The sequence below is a fragment of the Sphingobacterium sp. DR205 genome (genome assembly GCF_011064245.1).
GTDB classification, from domain to species: domain Bacteria; phylum Bacteroidota; class Bacteroidia; order Sphingobacteriales; family Sphingobacteriaceae; genus Sphingobacterium; species Sphingobacterium athyrii.
The window spans coordinates 1,633,997-1,654,296 of the sequence record NZ_CP049333.1; the positions used below are offsets into that span (position 1 = coordinate 1,633,997).

The window sequence follows — 20,300 nt, forward strand, 5'->3', positions numbered from 1 at the left end:
GTATGTCCAAAAAGTAAAAGCAATCCTTTGAGAATTACATGATTGAAATGAAGATGAAATAAGTTAGGAGAAATTCAATAAAAGCAGGGGGATCCAATTTTTTTGGATCCCCCTATTTAAGTGTTGTCAAATAGAATGTTATATGTTGCTAACCCAAATTTTCGTATAAGCTGTTCATTAGCTTACGTATCTGCGTATTGTTTTGATCTGAAAACAAAAATTCATCTGCATAACGATTTACACTTCTTATGAATTCAAGTAAATCTTTACTATTAAAATTTTGATCAAAATGGGTAAAATGCCCTTCCTTGGATTTTAAGTAATTAAACAAAGATTCTACGGAAGTATTCATTGCCATTTCAGATTGTACCAATTGAAGTAGCAATAGGTAATCTTCTTGTACTTTTTTAAGATCTACCATGGTAATGGAATTTCTTGAACCAATGTTTTGAATGCTTCATCTCTGACTAAGATAGGTAAGAATAATTGGATTTCCCCTCCGGGAAGATGCGGATTTACAATATCTTGACCAATAGGTTGTCTTGCTGTGATTCCCTCCCAAACTTTTAATACCTGCTGCTGAGGTACAGTGTAAACGTAGAATTTGCTAAAGTTGTTCCACGCAGGTTGTACAGCTGTACCACCAATGACTTCTCCAATAGACTTAGGCTGCTTCTTCGTCCAATATCCTCCAGCGGGATTACCACCAGTCACGCGATATATTTTCGTTCCTGCAGGGAGCTCCTTTGCTTCCGCATTCACAAAGTTGGCTGCTTCAACTGCTGGTAAGTCAAGTTCCGGATTATTCCATTGGGGATGTTTCTTTCCCGTTGTCATACCATTAGCTACATAATTTGATTTAGCAATCCCGGGTATGTTGTCCCAGTCCGCAATATATACGCGCTGATGGTAGATACTTTGGGCTGTTTCAAGATTTTTTAACAGATCAGCTTTACTCCCGGTTTTTGCAAATGCTTCTTTAAGCATCGCCCCATTGAGCCCTTTTTCAATCCAGGTGCTTAATTTACTCTTTGTGCCAACGCCCAATGATGATTCGAGATCGTCCATCCAGGCTGTCGAGTTTTCAATTTCTTCTTGGATGATGTCGTCGTCGGAAGAACAGCTGATTATAAAATGACTCGTTGAGATCAAACAGATCAAAAACAAGTGTTGGAAGAATTTAATGAAAAAATTTTTCTCAGTTTTAATGTGAATAGATTGCATGGTAACTAAATGTTAATTTATATTGATGGTTTAGTTTCGGTATTTAGTTCATTATACGAGTTAGATGCAAATTTAAATATTTATAATTTATACTCAAAGTTAAAATTTATTTTTTTTGTATAAAGTTCCGTGTGTTAATTTAACGTTTGTTCGCGTAATATTTATAAATCAGATCACGATTGTATAGAAAAGAACCATTGCAAATAATTATGAAAAGGCATAATATTTGCTCAGTAAATTATTTAAAACTTTTTATCATAACTAAAAACAAATTTAAATAGCTGAAACAGCCAAAGGCAGCATGAGCCGGGTGAATCGGACGATTGAGTTCACGAATACTTTAAAATATCAATGTAATGAGTAAACGAACTCATTTCTATTGATGAGACCAACACTTATAAATAATTTAAACGGATGAAGAAGACCATTTTACTTTTTGTATTACTATGTACTGCTTTTTTTTCAAGAGCAGATCAACTCCATGCTTTAACACAAGCTCAGGCGGAGAAGGCGGTTGGATACCTTAAAAAAGAAACAGTTGTTGTCTTGTGGTGCAGCTGCTGTGATAATGAAACACCTAAAAAGATCACCATTAACGAAGTCTTTTATAAAAAATATCCGGATGGAACATATTATTCCGTAGTATTGAAAGGCAGGGATGAGAATGGCAATGAAGTTGAAGAATCTGTAGACCTTGCTTATGTATTTGTGAAAAAGGGAAAAAAAGCAAAGAGCTTGGGTAAGGTGTTAAAATTTGAGTGCGACCCCTGTACAAAACCATTTGACTGGTCTGCCTAGAAGATGATACTAGTTTTAGTTTGTCGAGCTATTTAAGAAAAGTCTGCTAGGAACGAGCCAGTAGCCTGTTTTTATTTTGCTCAATATGATATTTGGGCTGATCGACATTTATATTTTCTTCGAATAGCATGTAAACCATACCTGAGGAACGAAATATAAAGTATTTTGGAATAAAAAAAACTCCCGAGATTTTAAAATCGGGAGTTTTTTATGTGCGGAAGAAGGGACTCGAACCCCCACGCCTTGCGGCGCCAGATCCTAAGTCTGGTGCGGCTACCAATTACGCCACTTCCGCATTAGGATTTCTTTTGATGTCGCAAATATATAAAGCTAAGCTATATCTTGCAAGTATTCTGCAAACATTCGATGTACAGCGCACATTATGAGGTAGATATTTTCAATACGATTTTTTATCATTAAATGCATTCTCTTATCCCTCTTTTTAACCCATCAAATTTAAAAAAGAGATTTTACAACTTTTGATCTGATTTTTTTGATATTAAGCGTTGCTTTTTGCCAAATTTAAAATAGTTGAAACGGATTGTAAAAAGTTCTTCTGTAATATATTGAAATTGTTTTTTATTGTGCTTAACTAAGAGATAACATATTTTGACGAATGACAGGAAATCTAATGAAAACACTAATCACACTTGCTGCCGTACTCTTTATTCATCTTTCCTCCTTTGCACAGAAAAAGTTTGAAAGTCATTATCCCAGTGGAAAGATAAGGTCGACAGGACAATACGATGAAACCGGTAAAGAGACAGGTATATGGAAAATGTTCTATGAAAGCGGAAAACCCGAAGCAATGGTAAGATTCCGAAACGGAAAAGAAACAGGTGAATTTAGATCCCATTATGAAAGTGGAAAATTAGAAGAACTGGGGAAATATGAAAATGGAATTAAAATTGGCGTATGGGAGAGCTATCATGAAAACGGGCGACTTCGTGCAATCTGGCAATATGAAAATGGTGAAAAAAACGGGATTTCCAAAACATACCAATCCACGGGGAAGCTCGCCGAAATCGGAAATTATAAAGATGGACAAGCCATAGGCGAATGGAAAGTCTATCATACCAACGGAAATCTTCATGAAATCTGGAACTATGAAAATGGAGATCCCAAAGGGGAATTTCGAGAATATTATGACGATGGCGGGCTGAAACGAATTGGAAACCGCCATGGCTATGCCGCCGAGGGTGAATGGAAAATGTACTATCAAAATGGTACGTTGGAAAAAATCGGAACCTACAAAGACAATAAGGAAAATGGTGAATGGAAGCATTATAATCTTAATGGAGAGCTATGGGAAATCGGTGCCTATGAGGATGGCAACAAGATTGGGGACTGGAAATTATACGGGAATAAAGGCATTTTGCTACAAAACATAAGATATGAAAAGGGAATGGCGGAAGGTCTAAGCCAGTTTTATCATGAAAATGGAAAGCTTAGAGAATTTGGTCGTTATCAGAATGGCAAAAAGTCTGGCGAATGGAAATTTTATGATGAACAAGGAGAGCTTATAAGAACTGAAAATTATCAAGAAGAATAGTTTTGAGATAAAAACTATCCGTTTGGAAACAGATGAAATGTAAAACTGTATAAGTACTGTTTAGCTAAAAACGTTGATGTTGTTTTACGGAAATCATTTTGAAAGCTATCCTACGTTTGCAATGGGAGCTGTTTTAGTCTTTGGACAGCTTTCCCTGAATTTCTGAAAATGTTTGGTAGTCATTGGATAAGTGCTCACTGTAAAGCTTAAAGGAATATATCGTATATTGGTCTTCAATTTAAACCAAATAGCTCACTTTTAAATGAAACGATTAATCTATACAATTTTAGCCGTTAGTTCTATTTTTACTGGCTGTACCGGAATGAAGGGCCAGCGAGATAACAACAACGGCTGGAAACCATTGTTCAATGGAAAAGACATTAAAAACTGGTTTGTCAAAATTCATCATCACGATGTCGGCGTGAATTTTGGCAATACCTTTAGGGTTGAAGATGGAATAATTAAGATTAGATACGATCAATACGGTGATTTTAACGACCAGTTTGGACATTTATATTATAAAACACCCTTTTCTTATTATCATTTGAAATTTGAATATCGTTTTGTCGGTGATCTTCAAAAAGGTGCGCCTTCTTATACGCTTCGTAATAGCGGTGTTATGTTTCATTCTCAGGATCCCAGAACTATGTTGAAAGAACAGGATTGGCCAATATCCATAGAAATGCAACTTTTGGGCGGATTGGGAGATGGTCAACCACGACCTACTGGTAATATGTGCTCTCCAGGGACTAATGTGGTCTACCAAGGCAAGATGGCATCCTCACATTGTTTAAATTCAATTTCAAAAACTTATGATGGCGATCAATGGGTGAAAGGAGAATTGATCGTATTGGGCGACTCGTTAATAAGGCATATTATTAATGGAGATACTGTCCTGGAATATTCCAAACCACAGATCGGAGGCGGCGTAGCAAATGGATATGATCCAAAAATTAAGATTGACGGTAAGTTGTTGAGCAGTGGGTTTATCGCATTGCAGAGTGAAGGGCAACCCGTAGACTTTAAAAATATTTGGATTAAAGAACTCCCTAAACCAAGGAATTAAAACCAAGGAATTAAAAACAATTCCTCCTGTTTTTGTAAAATGTCCAAGTTTGTAAGATATACAGTAACGTCGGAAGAGTACATACATAAAAAGAGCCTAGGTGGACTGTTACTGCCGGGTTCCCAACCATATGCTCACAATATTCCTGTCAAGATACGCTGTTAGATGAATTTTACGAGACAATGAAAATAATGGATCAATTATATAAATGATATAGAACATTTCTAAAATAAAGAAGCAGGACATAGATCCTGCTTTTTTATTTTAGAAACGTCCCGCTCAGACCATTTTTATCAAACAAACTATCGCTAATTAGTATGTTTTTATACTATTTATGTGTTTTTTAAAAATTTTAAAACTAAAATAAGTATATTTATGTTCTAATTCGAAGAGTATGAAATATCAACTTTTAAAAGAGGTCTTAGTGCTGATAGAAAAATTTGAAGAAGAGAATTCGACAATAAATATGTATAGCAATCAAGTGGAAGGATTTAAGGAATGGATTGCACAACAGGCTGTACAGCCTGTTGTGGAGCCCACTTGGGAGGGTAAGGAAAAAGGACGTAGCCCAGAAAGTGTTATTAGTACTTTAATTGTACATATGAATAGATTCGCAAAGAATTATTCGAAAGCTGCTATTTGGGGCTCTGATTTTTCAACGCAGGAGGAATTTATTTACCTGATCACCTTAAAATCATTTGGAGAGATGACGAAAATGGAATTGATCAAAAGAAATATCCATGAGAAACCAGTCGGTATAGCAATTGTTAACCGATTGATCAAGCAGGGATGGATAGCTCAGAAAGATTCGCAACAGGATAGGCGTAGTAAGCTAATTAATATTACAGAAAAGGGACTGCAAGTATTAGAGGGGCAAATGCAAAATATACGTCATGCGACTCAAATTGTTTCAGGTGATTTAAATCATCTCGAGAAAATGGAATTGATACGATTGCTCAATAAGTTAAGTGATTTTCATCAAGCTATTTATGAAAAGAATATTGCACCGGACAGATTGCTGGATGAACTAAAATAAAAGAAGAGAGATACAACGAAAATGAAAAAAAAGATAGCTGTAATTGGTGCTGGTTTTTCTGGGCTTTCTGCCGCGGCCTATTTATCCAAAGCAGGGTATGAGGTTCATGTCTTTGAAAAGCATGAACAGGCCGGGGGCCGTGCCAGACAGTTTTCGACTCCCGAAGGCTTTCGTTTCGACATGGGCCCCAGTTGGTACTGGATGCCAGATATTATTGAATCGTTCTTTTCAGACTTCGGTTGCAGTACTTCGGATTTTTTTGATCTTGTATCACTCAACCCACAGTTTGAGATGGTATTTGATTCTGCGAATTTCAGTATCCCCGAATCTTATGAAGACTTAAAACTGCTATTTGAAAGCATTGAATCCGGAGCTGCTTCCAAGCTGGATAAATTTATGCAGTCCGCGAAATTTAAATATGAAGTCGGAATGCGTGATTTTGTCAACAAGCCCTGTCATAGTTGGGGGGAGTTTCTTTCGCCCAAAATTGCGTTTAGTGCTCTTAAACTAGATTTGCTTTCCAATTTTAGATCCTATGTGGCCAGATATTTTTTAGATAAACGCTTACGCACTTTGATGGAGTTCCCTGTGATTTTTTTGGGCGCTTCACCAAAAGAAATTCCAGCGCTATATAGTTTAATGAATTATGGGGGATATGCGCTAGGCACACATTACCCTAAAGGAGGTTTTTATCAGTTGGTATTAGCTATGCAGAAGGTAGCGCAAATACAGGGAGCTACCTTCCATTTTAACCACAATGTGGAAGCGCTGGAAATTAAAAATAAAAATATTACTTCACTCATTATTGATGGCAAAAAAATAGCGTTTGATTTCGTTGTTGCTTCGGCCGATTATCACCATATAGAAACACTGCTGCCTGAAGATTTAAAAAACTATACTGATTCGTATTGGAAAAATAGAACATTTGCCCCCTCTTGTCTTATTTACTACTTGGGTATGAAATCAACTATCCCCAACTTAACCCACCATACACTTTTCTTTGAACCTGATCTGGATGAACATATAGCGAGTATATATGGTGATAAAAAGTGGCCAGAAAAGCCATTGTTCTATGTGTGTTGTCCGTCAAAAACGGATACGCATGTCGCGCCAGAAAATCAGGAGAACCTCTTTTTGTTGATGCCGGTAGCAACAGGTATTGATGATGATGATAAAACACGGGAAGAATACTTATTAAAAATGCTTAAGCGTCTTGAACGGCATACCGGAGCAGGCAACCTCTATGAACAGATCGTATATAAGCGAAGTTATTGTGTAAGGGACTTTGTTAACGATTATAATGCGTATGGGGGCAATGCATATGGCCTGGCAAATACATTAAGGCAAACTGCTGTTTGGAAACCGAAAATTAAAAATCAAAAAATCCATAATCTATTTTATACAGGACAATTGACCATTCCCGGTCCTGGGGTACCACCATCCATTATCTCTGGAAAAATAGTTGCTAAAGAAGTCATTGATCTAAATCTATAAAACCATGAAAAAGCTGTTTGATGAACTTGCTTATGAGGTAAGCAGAAAGACAACCGAAAAATATAGTACAAGCTTTTCGCTAGGCATTTTGGCCCTGAAACCTAACATTCGCAACAGTATTTATGCGATCTATGGTTACGTGAGATTGGCCGATGAAATAGTCGACAGTTTTCAAGGTTACGATAGAAAACGACTTTTAAGTCGCTTGCATCTGGAAACAGATTGTGCATTGGAAGAAGGGATTTCTTTGAACCCCATATTACAGTCATTTCAGGAAACTGTTCATAAATATGCCATTGACCGTGATCTCATTAATCAATTCCTCCACAGTATGTCAATGGATTTGAAAAAGTTGGATTATAATTCGGCATTATACAATGAATACATATATGGTTCCGCAGAGGTCGTCGGATTGATGTGCTTACAGGTATTTACAGAGGGTAATAAACAACGTTATGAAGAGCTAAAGCCTTATGCCATGAAACTTGGTTCTGCATTTCAAAAGATTAATTTTTTACGTGATCTGAAAGAAGATTATCATATTCTCGGGCGCACTTACTTTCCCAATCTGAATATGGAAGTGTTCGATAATAAGCTGAAAGGCCAAATCGAAGACGAAATCCATCAAGAATTTAAAGAGGCATTTTTGGGTATAAAAAAACTGCCTAAATCAGCCCGATTTGGTGTTTATCTGGCCTATAAGTATTACCTTTCTCTTTTTGCAAAAATCAGGAAGAAATCTTCTAAAGATATTTTGGAAAATAGGATCAGGATAGCCAATACAGAAAAAGCTTACGTCGCATTTAAAAGTTATTTGCGCTACAAAGCAGCATTTTTATAAATATCAAACAATGGGTATCATGAATATTTTAATCGTAATAATCATTTTTATTTCCATGGAGGGAGCGACTTGGTTGATTCATAAATATATTATGCATGGCTTTCTTTGGATACTGCATCGAGATCATCATGATCATAGCAATAATGGGTTTTTAGAAAAGAATGATTATTTCTTTGTGATATTCGCTCTTCCCACAATTGCGTTAATGTATTATGGCTCATTAGAGAATTATAATTATCTATTTTACATTGGCCTGGGGATTATGTTATATGGTGTAGCTTATTTCTTTGTGCATGATATTTTTATACATCAACGTTTCAAATTTTTGAGCAAAACAAAAAATAGGTATTTTCTGGCGCTGAGACGAGCACATAAACAGCACCACAAGCATCTTGGAAAGGAAGAAGGCGAATGTTTTGGTTTTTTATATGTGCCAATCAAATATTTTAACATGTATAGTGAAAAAGAAAAGTAATGATACAGTATACCTACGCCCTGATCCTATTTTTTACGGTATTTATCTGCTTTATAGCTTCATTCGATAGACGAATCCGATTCGATCGAGCGTTTATCCCTTTTTTTAAAGCATCAATAATTGTTGCGGTTTTTTTTATTGCTTGGGACGTGTGGTTTACCCATCGTGGTGTATGGTGGTTCGATACTCGGTATACAGTGGGATTAATTATTGCAGGACTACCTTTGGAAGAATGGTTGTTTTTTATCTTTATTCCTTTTTCCTGCATATTTACTTATTTCTGTATCGATAAATTTTTCGAGTTGAAAGCGCTTAGTGCGTTCAACAATATTGTGGTTTTTGTAAGCATTATCGTTTGTGCCGTTGTTGCACTTCGGTACAGCGATCGCATATATACATTAGTCACCGCCCTGGTTACGATATTGACGTTGTTGGTTTTCCATTTTGTCCTCCGGGTACAATGGATTAGTCAGGCCTCATTAGTCTTTACAGTTCTTATGCTGGGATTTTTACCTGTTAATGGCATTCTTACTGGAACTGGATTAGAATCGCCTATCGTCAATTATAATCCAGCCGATTTTATAGGCTTTCGGGTGTTTACCATACCTATTGAGGATGCGGTATATGGATACACACAGTTTTTATTGGTTCTTTATTTCTTTAAAAAATTTCAAAACAACGCTCATGTTCAAAATGCATAAATGGTGGATAACCATTATAATGATTGGTTTTACCTTGGTGATTGTGGCTGCATGTTCTTCTATTCCGCCCAATGCTCACCCTGTCAAGAAATTTGACCTGAATCGTTATCTTGGTGCATGGTATGAGATCGCACGATTGGACTCACGTTTTGAAAAAGATCTCAATAATGTTTCAGCCCAATATAGTTTAAACACCGATGGTAATGTTGTGGTATTGAATAGCGGATATAATACGGTCAAAAAAGAGTGGGTAAAAGCGGATGGACTGGCCAAATTCAGAGGCAATCAAAGCGAAGCAGCTCTGAAAGTTAGTTTTTTTGGTCCCTTCTATTCAGGTTATAATGTCGTTGCTCTGGATACGAACTATCGCTATGCTTTAGTTGCAGGAAAGGATTTAAATTACCTATGGATCTTATCAAGAGACAAAACCATTCCCGAAGATGTAAAAACAAATTACCTGAAAATTGCGCAGGAAATTGGCTACAATACTTCGAAACTGATCTGGGTGAAACATGAGCGGAAAGACAATCCGTTTCTTCCTCAATAGGAGCGGTAGGGTCAAATACCATTTATTCCACCTATTGGACCAAAATCAACACCTGTAAATAGGGATAATTCTAGTAGTTTTGATTTATAACATTCGACCTCATTTGATGAGTATGTCGAACGGATCTGGTTAGAGACGAAAACCAATAGCTTATACTTTATTTCCTGTTAATGCACTGAATTTATTTCCGCGTTTGTCTTTATAAAAGTCTCCGTCTTTTTTAAAGCTTGGCGCATCTACGTCTTTGAGTAGCTGTTTTTGATAGTAGACATTTTTCGCATCTTTTCCAAAATCATCGCCAATAAGGATAAATGTCTTCACGTCAGCGCCCGGAACTACCTCCTGATTAAAGTATACATTGTTCTTGTCCTTTGAATAAGGGTTACCTGCATAGAAATCAGTTTTTTCATCGACAGTAAATAGCTGAAAGGAGGGAACATCGACCTGATCATATTTAAAATTTTTACCCCGGACTAATATGGTTTTATTGTTTACGCAAATAACATCTAGATCAAGTACCCGAATCGTCTGTATGCTATTAAATGATTTTGCTATACTAGCCGAACCCTGTTGAAAAGGCGGGTAATAAATTGTATTCCCGATTCTCATGTAGTACTTGTTGATGGCTTCGACATTTCCCGGATTAGCTACAACCGACTTAAAGTCTCCGATATTTGGAGAAACATACACGGAATCTTTATCTTTTAGAAAATAGTCATTGACGAAGCTGAAAGTTTGCCGATCAACATGTATCATGTCATCCGCGTAGAAATAATGATCTTTGTCCCGAGCCCAGTTCGTGTGATTTTTTATGAGTTCATACGTCTTTGGGTCCGCTCCATCGATGATATTAAAGCCTAAGACTTGATCAATATAATAGACGTGAAAACGATCTTTAGGAATCTGATTATCGACATAGAAGGAATTCCTGTCCACCAGCTTTTGGGTCATCCCACGAAAGTATACTGCGTTTTTGTCCTTTGCAATATCCTCTGCCAATACCTCAAAAGATTCCGCATCGGCCTGCATTTGCGATACACCCAGACTAAACCAATTCCCATTCTGGCAATAAACAATTTGTCCTTTTGAATCTATAAAATAAGAGCTCGATTTTTGTTTATTGACCAGTTTACCGATATCCCGGCAAGAGATACAAAAACTGAGTAAAACACAAGCCAGAAAAAAAGTATATTTTTTCATTTTTATACCAGGGCGAAGTTGTGATATATCCTTTATAGCGCGCATGTATATAAATTTACGCGGTCAAATTTAAAAAAGTGAATTTTCTTGTAAAATTGTAAATCGCCTTATCTTCAGATTTTGCATCTTTCCATTTGTTGTTGACTTTTTTAGGAATGAAATAAACTCTAACCATGCCCTACAGATACCCAATTCATGGAAAATAGGTCATGGCAAACTTATTTCGGGATATATACTGTATTTATGTTTGGTTGCTTGTAGTGAACTGCCGATTGCCAGCATAGTCATAAACGATTTTTAAATTTTTGACTTCGATTTTTAATCCAATTTATCGCTATTTTAATTGGAGCTGAAGAATCTGAAGATGTTAGAAAGTGCCCCATTTCAGGAAATAGACAATATTCAAACGGTTTTCCTTCAATTTTAAGTAAATTAAGATGATCTATAGATAAGCCGACAGGAACTTGCACATCTTGTCCGCCAAAAAGCCAGAGCCCCGGTGCCGTTGTTTTGCTAAGGGCCAGCTGAGGGTCTGTTGTAATAAATTTATATTTATCTGGGGCATTTAGAATATGCGTCCTTACCTCTTTCTCGGTATGATTCGTCCAGAAATCTGCCTTTCCTTCAGTAAAAAACTGAAAACGGAGCTGTTCTCTGGTTGGAACCACTGCCCCACTAAATATGACCGTAAAATCCACTTCTTTTGACTTATTTGATGCCAAAGGAATAATCCATCCGGCTTGGCTGAACCCCAAGAGACCAGTATGTGTTAATTGATGTCCGAAATAATTTTTGAGTGTTAAAACTGCTTCTTTAGCGTCCTCCGCCAGGAGTTCGAGGTTTGCTGAGTCAATATTATTTGTGCCCACTTCCGGACCCGCATATTCCCCACCGGATTTACCAACCCCTCGCTTATCATAAGTTAATACAGATATTCCATTTTTAGCCAAGAAAGTTGCAAATGCATTCAATCTGAGCTCCTGTCCGGATCCATGCACCAATACGATTCCGATTTTTGAATTTGGAGCGCTAAAAATTGTTCCTGCCAACTCTATCCCTTTACTTTTAAATTTTATATCTTTTGTTGCGTATTCCGTAGTTTGAGCTACTATATTGCTCGCAAATACTAAAAAAAGTAATGAAAAAATTGCTTTTATATGTATTCTTTCTTTAACACGTTGATATGCGGGCTTATCGCAAGAATATGCTATACTTAAATGTTTTTTCATCGGGATTCCATTTTCAAAGTTAGGGTGCTTAAATGCTGTTGCTGTAATTTTATGTTCAGCATCTAACTTAAATAATTTTTAGAACTCGCCTGATGTTATTTAGGTGAAGTGCTTGTTTTTATCGGTGAAAGCGCTAACGGATCGGTAAAAAAATAATATACTTTTTCTTTTCTTAAAAAGAGCAAAGCATATTTTTCTGTTTGGTAAATTAATACAATTGATCATAGTTTATCTTTATGCTTTTACTTATCGGAGCAGAAACACAGGCTAAAATTAAACCTTGCCGGAGGTGAATCTCTGACAGTACAAAATTCCTTCTTAACCTTACCTCTCCTTCCTCTAATTTGCATACACAAGTGCCGCAGTTGCCCCTGCAACAGGAGTACGGAACGTCAATTCCAGCATTGAGTATCGCATCGAGCAGAGGCATCTGTTTGTTCCATTGGATATGCTTTGTATTGCCGTTCAATGTCAATGTTACTTGCACATAGTCCAATTTCTCTGCCTCGGTGGGGGGATTTTTTTCTTTCATGTTCATATGTTTTTTGGATTTATTTTAAATTATTGCTGAAACATTTATGCGCAAAGCCCGAAGCTTATCTTGCTTTGGGCTTTGGTATTGATTCTAAACGGCCAATTCACTTTGTATTGCTGAAAGTATTCTGTCCAGTTCCGCTATTTCGTTTTCACCAAGTGGTTTTAGTGGGCTTTTAAAACCACCTCCACCTACTCCTAGTATGTCCAAACCGGCCTTTATAGAACGCGGAAGACCTTTTGCTACGATGAATTTCAACAAATCGACCTGTTTGTAAAATATTCTTTGCGCCTTCTCGAGATCATTTTCCTGTACGGCATCGTAAAGTGCAATATTAAGTTCGGGTATCAGGTTCGGTGCGGCTGTACACCAGCCTTTAGCACCGGCCGAAAATGCGGATAGGGCGAGCGGATTAGAACCATTAAAAAACGCGACTCCTTCACCTAGCTCTTTTCTCAAATAATGCATACGTTGAATATCGCCTGTGCTTTCCTTTATCATCGTTACATTCGGAATTTCCAATAAGCGTTTCAGCAGGGCTGGCGACATATCAACACCACCAGTGGCGGGATTATTATAAGCCATGATTGGAATCGAAATTTTAGAAGCCACCGTGTCGTAATGTTTTACAATTTCGTCATCGGTCAATTTCCAATAGCTCATCGGGATAATCATTACCGCTGTTGCGCCTGCTTTTTCGGCAAATTGTGCGTGGTAAACAGTTCTTTCCGTGGTCAGATTTGAAACACCCACCAATGTCGGTACTCTGCCGGCCACCTGTTGCATGGTGGCTTCAGCCAACGCTTCTTTTTCTGTGTCGTTAAGATAAGGCATTACCCCCGTGCTTCCCAATGGTGCAATCCCATGGGAGCCTGATGTGATCAGGCGTTCTAACTGTTTTTTGAATAACGGAATGTCGATGTTTTCGTTGTTGTCAAATGGTGTAACCGGATAAGCGATTACACCTTTAAATGGTACTTGATTCATAGATACTGTTGCTTTTAAACATTAAAAATCTCGGCCTTCTTCTTCACGCAATGCGACACCCAGGTTTTGCAGTTGTGGGGCATTTTCACAAGCGATGTATTTCGCAGGTTCGTTCTCACTGCGGTTCTGGTGCTGATGCCAAGCCCAAGATGGGATATAAACGGCGTCGCCTGCTTCCCATTCCACAATTTCATCTTCTATCCTGGTCCAGCCTTTGCCTTCAATGACATACAATACAGTTTCATAGGTATGGCGGTGTAGGTGAGTCTTCTGTCCCGGCAACAGACCGCCGATGGTTAGACTGACATTTTTACTGGGTAGATCCACGAAGAAAACAGGATGCTTTCTTTCTTCTGAAAATTGATTGTGTACACCTGCATTTTCAACGTTTTTATGAATGAGGTGCGAGGGTTTTATGTACGTTGGTCTTGCAAATGTTTGATGGAAGTCTTTAGAGCTGAACTGTTTTTGCTCCGCATGAATTGATTTTTTAACTTCTGTTGGTGATTCTAATTTTGACATAACTGATTTTTTTTACTGTTTTTTGCACTATTGCATTACAAAAGTATTGTATCTTTGGACTATTAAAATGATACAGTTTTTATAAAAAAGAATAGTCCAGATGTTAAGGGATTGGAATTTTGAAATACAGTTAGATGAACAATCGGATAAAGCTATTTATCTGCAAATAGCGGATGCTATAATAAAAGATATTCATTCGGGTAGATTAAAACCGGACGATGCGCTACCCGGCAGCAGATACCTTGCGCAATTGCTGAAAATTAATCGAAATACGGTTGTGGAAGCTCTTAATGTGCTGCTTATTGAAGGCTGGCTGATATCCAAAGAAAGGCAAGGTACTTTTGTCGCAGATACATTACCTGATTTCAGCGATACTCAAAAAAACAACCCTGTCACTTCTTTAGCAGAAAGTACTTTAAATAGGTACTGTCACTTACAGTTTGATGACGGATATCCCGACAGTAAAATTGCACCCATTACAGCGCTTGCAAGGGCATACCGCCAAATATTCAACCAAAAAGCGAGATGGCAAATGATGGGCTATGGCAATGAGCTGGGCGATCTGGAATTTAGAAGAACTATCGTTCAAATGCTCAACCATCAACGAGGGATGCAGGTCGATGAGCAAAGTATTTGTATCACTCGTGGGAGTCAAATGGCCATGTACCTGACAGCACAACAGTTGTTTACTGATGGTGATCATGTGATCATTGAAAACCCGGGGTATGCACCAGCGTGGAGAGCCTTTGAAAGTGCGGGGGCTACACTATTGCCAGCAGCTGTGGACAAGGATGGTTTGCTGATTGAGGATGTTATTTCTTATTTGCAATCTGGCAAAAAGATCAAGGCAATTTATGTTACACCACACCGCCAATATCCGACTACCGTAACGATGAGCCTGAAAAGAAGATTGGAATTAATACGGCTTTCTAATGAACATGGTTTTACCATTATAGAAGACGATTATGATAATGAATTTCATTTTGGATATCGTCCTGTCTTACCGTTATCAAGTTTTACTGAACTGAAAAATTACGTTTATATCGGTACTATGAGCAAGGTTGTCGCACCGGCTTTACGTATAGGTTATTTGGCGAGCAACGACCGAATGCTAGTTAAGAAAGTAGGGAATTTACGGAAGATTATTGATGTGCAGGGTGATAATATTATGGAACAGGCTGTTTTGCAACTGATCAAAGAAGGTACAATTAAGCGGCATATAAAAAAGGCTACAAATTACTATAAAGCTAAGCGAGATTTTACGGCAATGCTGTTAAATAAATATATCAAAGATAAAGCAACGTATACTATTCCCGATGGTGGTTTAGCTTTTTGGGTCGTACCCAATAAGCAAGTGGATTGGTTTGATATTTCTAAAAAGCTGCAAGATAAAGGAATCAACATCATCAATCCCGATGTTTATAGTTTTGATGAAACCGTTAATGGTTTAAGATTTGGCTATGGATCGCTTTCTGAGAAAGATCTGGAGGAAGGTATTATCGCTTTGGGAGAAATGATTTGATCGTTTGCATGCTATGTTCAAACAGATCTAAACGTATAAAGAATTGACTTTAAAATTAGACCGTAAACTCTGTTTTGCGATTTCCCATTAAGTTTCGGCGTCTACATTTTGACAATATAAAAATAGAAAAAAGTTCGATGTGGCAGTGGGGGATTGAAAGGCTTTTCGTAAGGGAAGATTGATTGGTATTCCTTGGGTGTCTTTTAAAAGGCACCCAAGGTTGAAGAAAATGGAATTCCAGCTGAACTTTACTTTCGTCCTTTAATTTTAAACAGGTTTTTATGCAGAATTGATCCAATTTATTGTTCCTTTGCAAACTTCATTTCAAACCCGTTTTCTCGCCTTATCACCTGTTTCAAATCTGGATTAAATTGCCATTCTATTCCAAGACCCATTTTGAAAAGATCGTTTCCTATATAATCTAGAGGGGTGCTATCTTGTTCGGAAGTCTGTAAAATTAGCTTCCCATCCTTTTGTATGAAGGCCAGTTTGACTGTGGGAGATATTTCAGCTGTGTACACACCTAAATACCGTTCAATATTTTCGATGACCCGTTTTTTTACCTCGTAAGGTTCTATTGCTGCAATTCCCTCTAAATTTTCCAACCGGGCAATTATTCCCCAACCATAAAAGTCATTGGACACGCCTATTAATAATTGATTTTCCCCTTTCTTGAGCTTTAATTTAGTACTTCCATTTTGTACCGATATCCTCCCGTCCGGATACTTTTTCATATTCTGTCTAAAAATATTTTTGTCCGTATAAGTGATCTGATCATTTAGATAAACCCATATTTCATCTGAGAATCCCAATTGAAGATTAGTCTGAGTGGCTTCTTTTGCATTGATTATAGCTTTTAGCCAAACTATCCTACGTTTTTCACTGCCGCCAAAGCGTCGTGTTAAGTTGACGAGCCCATATCTTTCGGCTGCTATTTTGTCTACAAAAGAGTCATCTTTCGGTAGGTCGCTGACAGTGGTTGGCTCCCTTCCTTCGGCTAAAAGTGCGGGTTGAGCTACCGACCAGTTCCTGATATAATTTGCTTCGTGCCTACTCAGGTCTGCGCCTTCAGTTTGCGCCAGGTTTTCGGTCTGATCGGGTTTTATCTCAATATTGCTAATATAGGAGTCACCATCGAAGGCGATACTTCCAGAGTGTTCACGACCTTCCAATTTAGGAATCGTTAACCTAAGGGTATTATTGACAAAGACCTGCATTTGCATACCTGAAATGACCAGCTTAATATGATTCCATTCGTCTGTTTTGGCCTGCGCAGCAGTCTGATATTGTGGATACATGTCCCACATATTTACACCGTCTAAAATCGGGCAATACTGAATGCCTTCATTGGCGAATGGATCAGTCATTTTGGGAACACGCAGATAGACAATTTCCTGCTCTTTCTCATTTTTTCGGTGGAAATAGATTGCACTTGCAAACTCCGTTTTTGCCGGAATTACATCATATTCGATAGTGCCGTCTGTGAATATCAGATCTTTAATGACTATTGGTCCTGATGCTGGCGCTATTTTCATCGTATGACGTCCTTTAAACTCTAAGAAATCAACTTTTCCGGGTTGAAACTCCCATTTCTCCGCGCTTAGTGTAATGTTTTGTGTTCCGGGGATTTTACTTTTCTTTTCTTGGGCATAACTTTCGAACAATGTCGCCAAAAGTGCAGCTACTATCAAAATTATTTTTTTCATGTTAATAAAGTTTTTTGATAAATTTAGTGCTTAGACATCTTCTTCCTGAAGTCAACCTTGCATCAAGTTTGTTCAAGTTTGTTCAAGGTAGTGTTGTGTTTTTAAGGTGTTTGTATACAGTGAATTATGATAAATGTAAACCAGTCTGAATTATTTCATTACCTTAAAGAATCAATTCAAAATCAACTTGAATGGGGCGAAACTTCCACTTGGAGTACCGTCGATTTTGAAAAGCTTTCGGGTAAAATTCAGGAGAGAACGGGAGTAATGCTTAGTATCTCTACGCTAAAACGGGTTTTTGGTAGGGCCGACTATCAAAGTGCGCCATCGTTGACGACTCTGAATACCTTGTCACAGTTTATCGGTTATGAAGACTGGCGGGCTTTTCGCAATACATATACTCAAAAGCGGTCAACACAAATGGATGTCCCGAAGGAAGCTGTTTCTGAAAATTTTAAGACTGCCCGAAAAAAGTATGGACATTTATTTTTTAAGATTATTTTCCCTGTTCTAGGGCTGGTCCTGATGGGGTTTTTGACCCAAAAATTTGTCCTTAGTAAACATTCATCTCCTACTAACGCTTTCCATTTTTCGTCAAAGACTATATTGACGGAAGGCTTACCCAATTCAGTCGTATTTGATTACGACGCTTCAGAAACGAATATGCAAGATACAATATTCATTGCTCAAAGCTGGGATACCCGCCGTAAGGTCGCTGTAGACAGAAATGGTAAACATCACTCTTCTATATATTATTATCCCGGTTACTTTCGGGCCAAATTGATGGTCGGAAATAAAGTTGTCCGGGAACATGATATACAGATTAAAACTGATGGCTGGTTGGGGCTGATAGAGGCAGACTGGGGAAAAGAACCCCTGTATTTTAGAAAAGCTGATATTATTAAGCCGAATGAAATTGCGGTTGGCAAAGAGCTTCTAGAAAGATATAAGGTCGACCTTTTGGCAGATGCTCCACCGGTCCGGCTTTACAACCAAAAGGATATAACCGGCGTGATGACGAATAATTTTAGCTTTGAAACAGAGTTAAAGACTGAAACGGCCAATGGGGCAAATAGTTGCCAGCGTGTGGAAGTACTTTTGCAATCAAAAAATGATATCATTATCGTGCCACTTGTAAACCCCGCATGTATCGGTGATATCGCTCTTATCGCCGACGGTTTTTATACGGATAGTAAACAGGATGATCTCAGTGGATTTGGCTGTGATCTCTCCAAATGGACCAAGCTGAAAATAGACTGTAAAAACCAGCAAATTAGATTTTGGATCAATGACAAACAGGCATACGTGGCCATGATCAAAAATGCGCCTACTGAAATTGTCGGTGTACAGTACCGTTTCAAAGGACCAGGTTTTGTCAGAAATACCCGTTTATGGGGATCAGGCAATAAAGACATTGTTTTTTGATCTTTCTTTATCGAAGACTATTGCGTCCTTGGAATTTATAATCATTACGTATCTACTTTTCCTGAAATTTTTTGAAAAAAAACTAATCCGTTTTTTGGGATAGTAATACATTGTCAAAATTTGCCTTAACTAAATTAAGCAGTAAAAACATGATTTTCAATAAAGCCAAGATATGGTGATATCGCCAAACCTGTTTGAATTGGCGAAGCATCGCACGCATGAATCGTTGATACAAATATTTAATTTGTTTTATTCAGGTAATTGCATGAAACTCGCGCCAATGACTTTTAATGTGCCACCAATGTTTTTCCAAACTCTAAAATACCTGAATTTTCCTGCCAATGGTGATCCCATTACGGTTCCTTTTGCTGTCATCGTAACGACAGAAAGCGCAGTATCTTCGATTATCCTAATCGCATCAATCTCAGTTGAAGCGTCTTCAATAATCATTGCCTTGGATCTATGTGCGTCTAAGTCCATTTCTTTGGTTAAAGTCTGTCCCGCCGGTGTAAGTGCAATAAGTTGATCGTGCAATAGTTGGTCAAGAGCATCTGCATCGCCTGCAAGCTGGGCCAAGAAAAGCTGGTTTTCCGCTTCGGTAACATCCTCTTTCGTAATTCTGTTCATATCCTGATTATATAATTATTACATACTGTTTTTTGTATTTTTTCCGCGTGACCTTTGGGGCTGTAATTGAACTTCTTGCTTTTTTAATACTTATTTTTTTGCTGATCAATTTCCATGGTATAATTACCATGGGGTTCTAGTATCCATTCATCACCTTTGACCAAATTTTATCAGTGCATACAGGCAACGGAATCGAAATTTTCTTCCAGGCTGGACTTATTAAAGCGCCCTTTTCAACAGTCAAAATACCCCATATATTAAGTCAGCGAAAGAAGCGGCCTATGAGCTGGGTTCTCAAAGCCCAGCTCATCTTAGCCGATTTTTAAAATGTATTCAGGAACAAATATTTCTGTCGTTAAAGCCGCTAGCTGGATAAGTTTTCAAAGACAATAAACAAGATGTTCATTATCTTGGATCAATTATTTCTAAGGCCTAATTCGTCAACTGTAATTTTCCGATAAAAGGCCGTTTGTCGATTGTATTAATAGCTTCTCGAATAGAATAACATAACTGGTAATTCTCGTTGAGCTTTTTTTTGTTTGATTCTATTTTTTCATCGGCGATCTTGTCAAAGATCCATGTAGGATATAGTGGATCTGAATTGAACTTTGTAATTAATACAGTATACCCATCATTTTGAGCATCCTTTAATCTCTCTTTAGTTATATCTACTATTTTCATAGTGAGATAATATACGAAAAAAAAATTAAGTGGTTTTTGCGTAATACATGATATTTCCCCAACAAATGATTATCTCGTGGTCTCTTAAGGCTATTCCAGCCTTAATTTTCAAACAGGCCATGGCTAGCGTTT

At 37.7% G+C, this 20,300-nt stretch carries 21 protein-coding genes and 1 tRNA gene; 11 read left to right on the forward strand and 11 right to left on the reverse strand.

Features of this window, described 5'->3' with window-relative positions; genetic code table 11:
• Positions 1-148 precede the first annotated feature (148 nt).
• Positions 149-421, reverse strand: a complete 273-nt coding sequence (locus G6053_RS06895; protein WP_165305921.1) for a hypothetical protein — start codon at positions 419-421, stop codon at positions 149-151.
• Positions 415-1,224 (reverse strand): hypothetical protein, encoded by an 810-nt coding sequence (locus tag G6053_RS06900; protein WP_165305922.1) that lies wholly within the window; start codon positions 1,222-1,224, stop codon positions 415-417. Before G6053_RS06900 ends, G6053_RS06895 begins: the two co-directional genes overlap by 7 nt.
• 414 nt (positions 1,225-1,638) lie before the next feature.
• Between G6053_RS06900 and G6053_RS06905 the strand changes: the two genes are divergently transcribed.
• The gene (locus G6053_RS06905) at positions 1,639-2,022 is read left to right on the forward strand and encodes a hypothetical protein (RefSeq protein WP_108632776.1); all 384 of its coding nucleotides are present in this window, start codon (positions 1,639-1,641) and stop codon (positions 2,020-2,022) included.
• A gap of 213 nt (positions 2,023-2,235) precedes the next feature.
• Here the strand turns inward: G6053_RS06905 and G6053_RS06910 are convergent.
• A tRNA-Leu gene (locus tag G6053_RS06910) sits at positions 2,236-2,317 on the reverse strand.
• 336 nt (positions 2,318-2,653) lie between these two features.
• Here G6053_RS06910 and G6053_RS06915 point away from each other — a divergent pair.
• From G6053_RS06915 to G6053_RS06950, 8 genes are all read left to right on the forward strand, one after another.
• A complete protein-coding gene (locus G6053_RS06915) occupies positions 2,654-3,574 on the forward strand; it encodes a toxin-antitoxin system YwqK family antitoxin (protein WP_165305923.1) in 921 nt (306 codons plus the stop codon).
• A gap of 262 nt (positions 3,575-3,836) precedes the next feature.
• Positions 3,837-4,640: a DUF1080 domain-containing protein gene (locus G6053_RS06920; protein WP_165305924.1), complete on the forward strand. Its 804-nt coding sequence runs from the start codon at positions 3,837-3,839 to the stop codon at positions 4,638-4,640.
• Between the two features lie 394 nt (positions 4,641-5,034).
• Positions 5,035-5,676, forward strand: coding sequence for a MarR family transcriptional regulator (locus tag G6053_RS06925; protein WP_165305925.1), 642 nt, complete (start codon positions 5,035-5,037; stop codon positions 5,674-5,676).
• A gap of 21 nt (positions 5,677-5,697) precedes the next feature.
• A complete protein-coding gene (gene crtI, locus G6053_RS06930; RefSeq protein ID WP_165305926.1) occupies positions 5,698-7,170 on the forward strand; it encodes a phytoene desaturase family protein in 1,473 nt (490 codons plus the stop codon).
• A gap of 4 nt (positions 7,171-7,174) precedes the next feature.
• Entirely contained in the window at positions 7,175-8,011 is an 837-nt protein-coding gene (locus G6053_RS06935; protein ID WP_165305927.1) for a phytoene/squalene synthase family protein, read from the forward strand.
• Between the two features lie 19 nt (positions 8,012-8,030).
• Entirely contained in the window at positions 8,031-8,486 is a 456-nt protein-coding gene (locus G6053_RS06940; protein WP_165305928.1) for a sterol desaturase family protein, read from the forward strand.
• Complete coding sequence (locus tag G6053_RS06945) at positions 8,486-9,187, forward strand: lycopene cyclase domain-containing protein (protein WP_165305929.1); 702 nt, start codon at positions 8,486-8,488, stop codon at positions 9,185-9,187. The genes G6053_RS06940 and G6053_RS06945 overlap by 1 nt, the downstream gene beginning before the upstream one ends.
• Positions 9,171-9,734 (forward strand): lipocalin family protein, encoded by a 564-nt coding sequence (locus tag G6053_RS06950; RefSeq protein ID WP_206531879.1) that lies wholly within the window; start codon positions 9,171-9,173, stop codon positions 9,732-9,734. The genes G6053_RS06945 and G6053_RS06950 overlap by 17 nt, the downstream gene beginning before the upstream one ends.
• 150 nt (positions 9,735-9,884) lie before the next feature.
• On the opposite strand, the gene G6053_RS06955 is transcribed toward G6053_RS06950, so the two are convergent.
• The 5 genes from G6053_RS06955 to G6053_RS06975 form a co-directional block, all read right to left on the reverse strand.
• Positions 9,885-10,934, reverse strand: a complete 1,050-nt coding sequence (locus G6053_RS06955; RefSeq protein WP_165305930.1) for a DKNYY domain-containing protein — start codon at positions 10,932-10,934, stop codon at positions 9,885-9,887.
• A gap of 284 nt (positions 10,935-11,218) precedes the next feature.
• On the reverse strand, positions 11,219-12,163 hold the full coding sequence (locus G6053_RS06960; RefSeq protein ID WP_165305931.1) for an alpha/beta hydrolase: 945 nt from the start codon (positions 12,161-12,163) through the stop codon (positions 11,219-11,221).
• A 208-nt stretch (positions 12,164-12,371) separates the two neighbouring features.
• The gene (locus G6053_RS06965; protein ID WP_165305932.1) at positions 12,372-12,695 is read right to left on the reverse strand and encodes a 2Fe-2S iron-sulfur cluster binding domain-containing protein; all 324 of its coding nucleotides are present in this window, start codon (positions 12,693-12,695) and stop codon (positions 12,372-12,374) included.
• A gap of 93 nt (positions 12,696-12,788) precedes the next feature.
• On the reverse strand, positions 12,789-13,685 hold the full coding sequence (locus G6053_RS06970; protein ID WP_165305933.1) for a dihydrodipicolinate synthase family protein: 897 nt from the start codon (positions 13,683-13,685) through the stop codon (positions 12,789-12,791).
• Between the two features lie 21 nt (positions 13,686-13,706).
• Positions 13,707-14,207, reverse strand: a complete 501-nt coding sequence (locus tag G6053_RS06975; RefSeq protein WP_165305934.1) for a cupin domain-containing protein — start codon at positions 14,205-14,207, stop codon at positions 13,707-13,709.
• A gap of 100 nt (positions 14,208-14,307) precedes the next feature.
• Between G6053_RS06975 and G6053_RS06980 the strand changes: the two genes are divergently transcribed.
• Positions 14,308-15,729: a PLP-dependent aminotransferase family protein gene (locus tag G6053_RS06980; RefSeq protein WP_165305935.1), complete on the forward strand. Its 1,422-nt coding sequence runs from the start codon at positions 14,308-14,310 to the stop codon at positions 15,727-15,729.
• A 299-nt stretch (positions 15,730-16,028) separates the two neighbouring features.
• Here the strand turns inward: G6053_RS06980 and G6053_RS06985 are convergent, their stop codons facing one another.
• Complete coding sequence (locus G6053_RS06985; RefSeq protein WP_165305936.1) at positions 16,029-17,435, reverse strand: hypothetical protein; 1,407 nt, start codon at positions 17,433-17,435, stop codon at positions 16,029-16,031.
• A 126-nt stretch (positions 17,436-17,561) separates the two neighbouring features.
• Here G6053_RS06985 and G6053_RS06990 point away from each other — a divergent pair, with 126 nt between their 5' ends.
• The gene (locus tag G6053_RS06990) at positions 17,562-18,860 is read left to right on the forward strand and encodes a hypothetical protein (protein WP_165305937.1); all 1,299 of its coding nucleotides are present in this window, start codon (positions 17,562-17,564) and stop codon (positions 18,858-18,860) included.
• 249 nt (positions 18,861-19,109) lie between these two features.
• On the opposite strand, the gene G6053_RS06995 is transcribed toward G6053_RS06990, so the two are convergent.
• Together G6053_RS06995 and G6053_RS07000 are read right to left on the reverse strand one after the other, a co-directional pair.
• Positions 19,110-19,487 carry a nuclear transport factor 2 family protein gene (locus G6053_RS06995; protein ID WP_165305938.1) on the reverse strand — a complete coding sequence of 126 codons (378 nt, stop codon included), beginning with the start codon at positions 19,485-19,487 and terminating at the stop codon, positions 19,110-19,112.
• Positions 19,488-19,919: 432 nt separating this feature from the next.
• Entirely contained in the window at positions 19,920-20,168 is a 249-nt protein-coding gene (locus tag G6053_RS07000) for a hypothetical protein (RefSeq protein ID WP_108632761.1), read from the reverse strand.
• Positions 20,169-20,300: the final 132 nt, after the last annotated feature.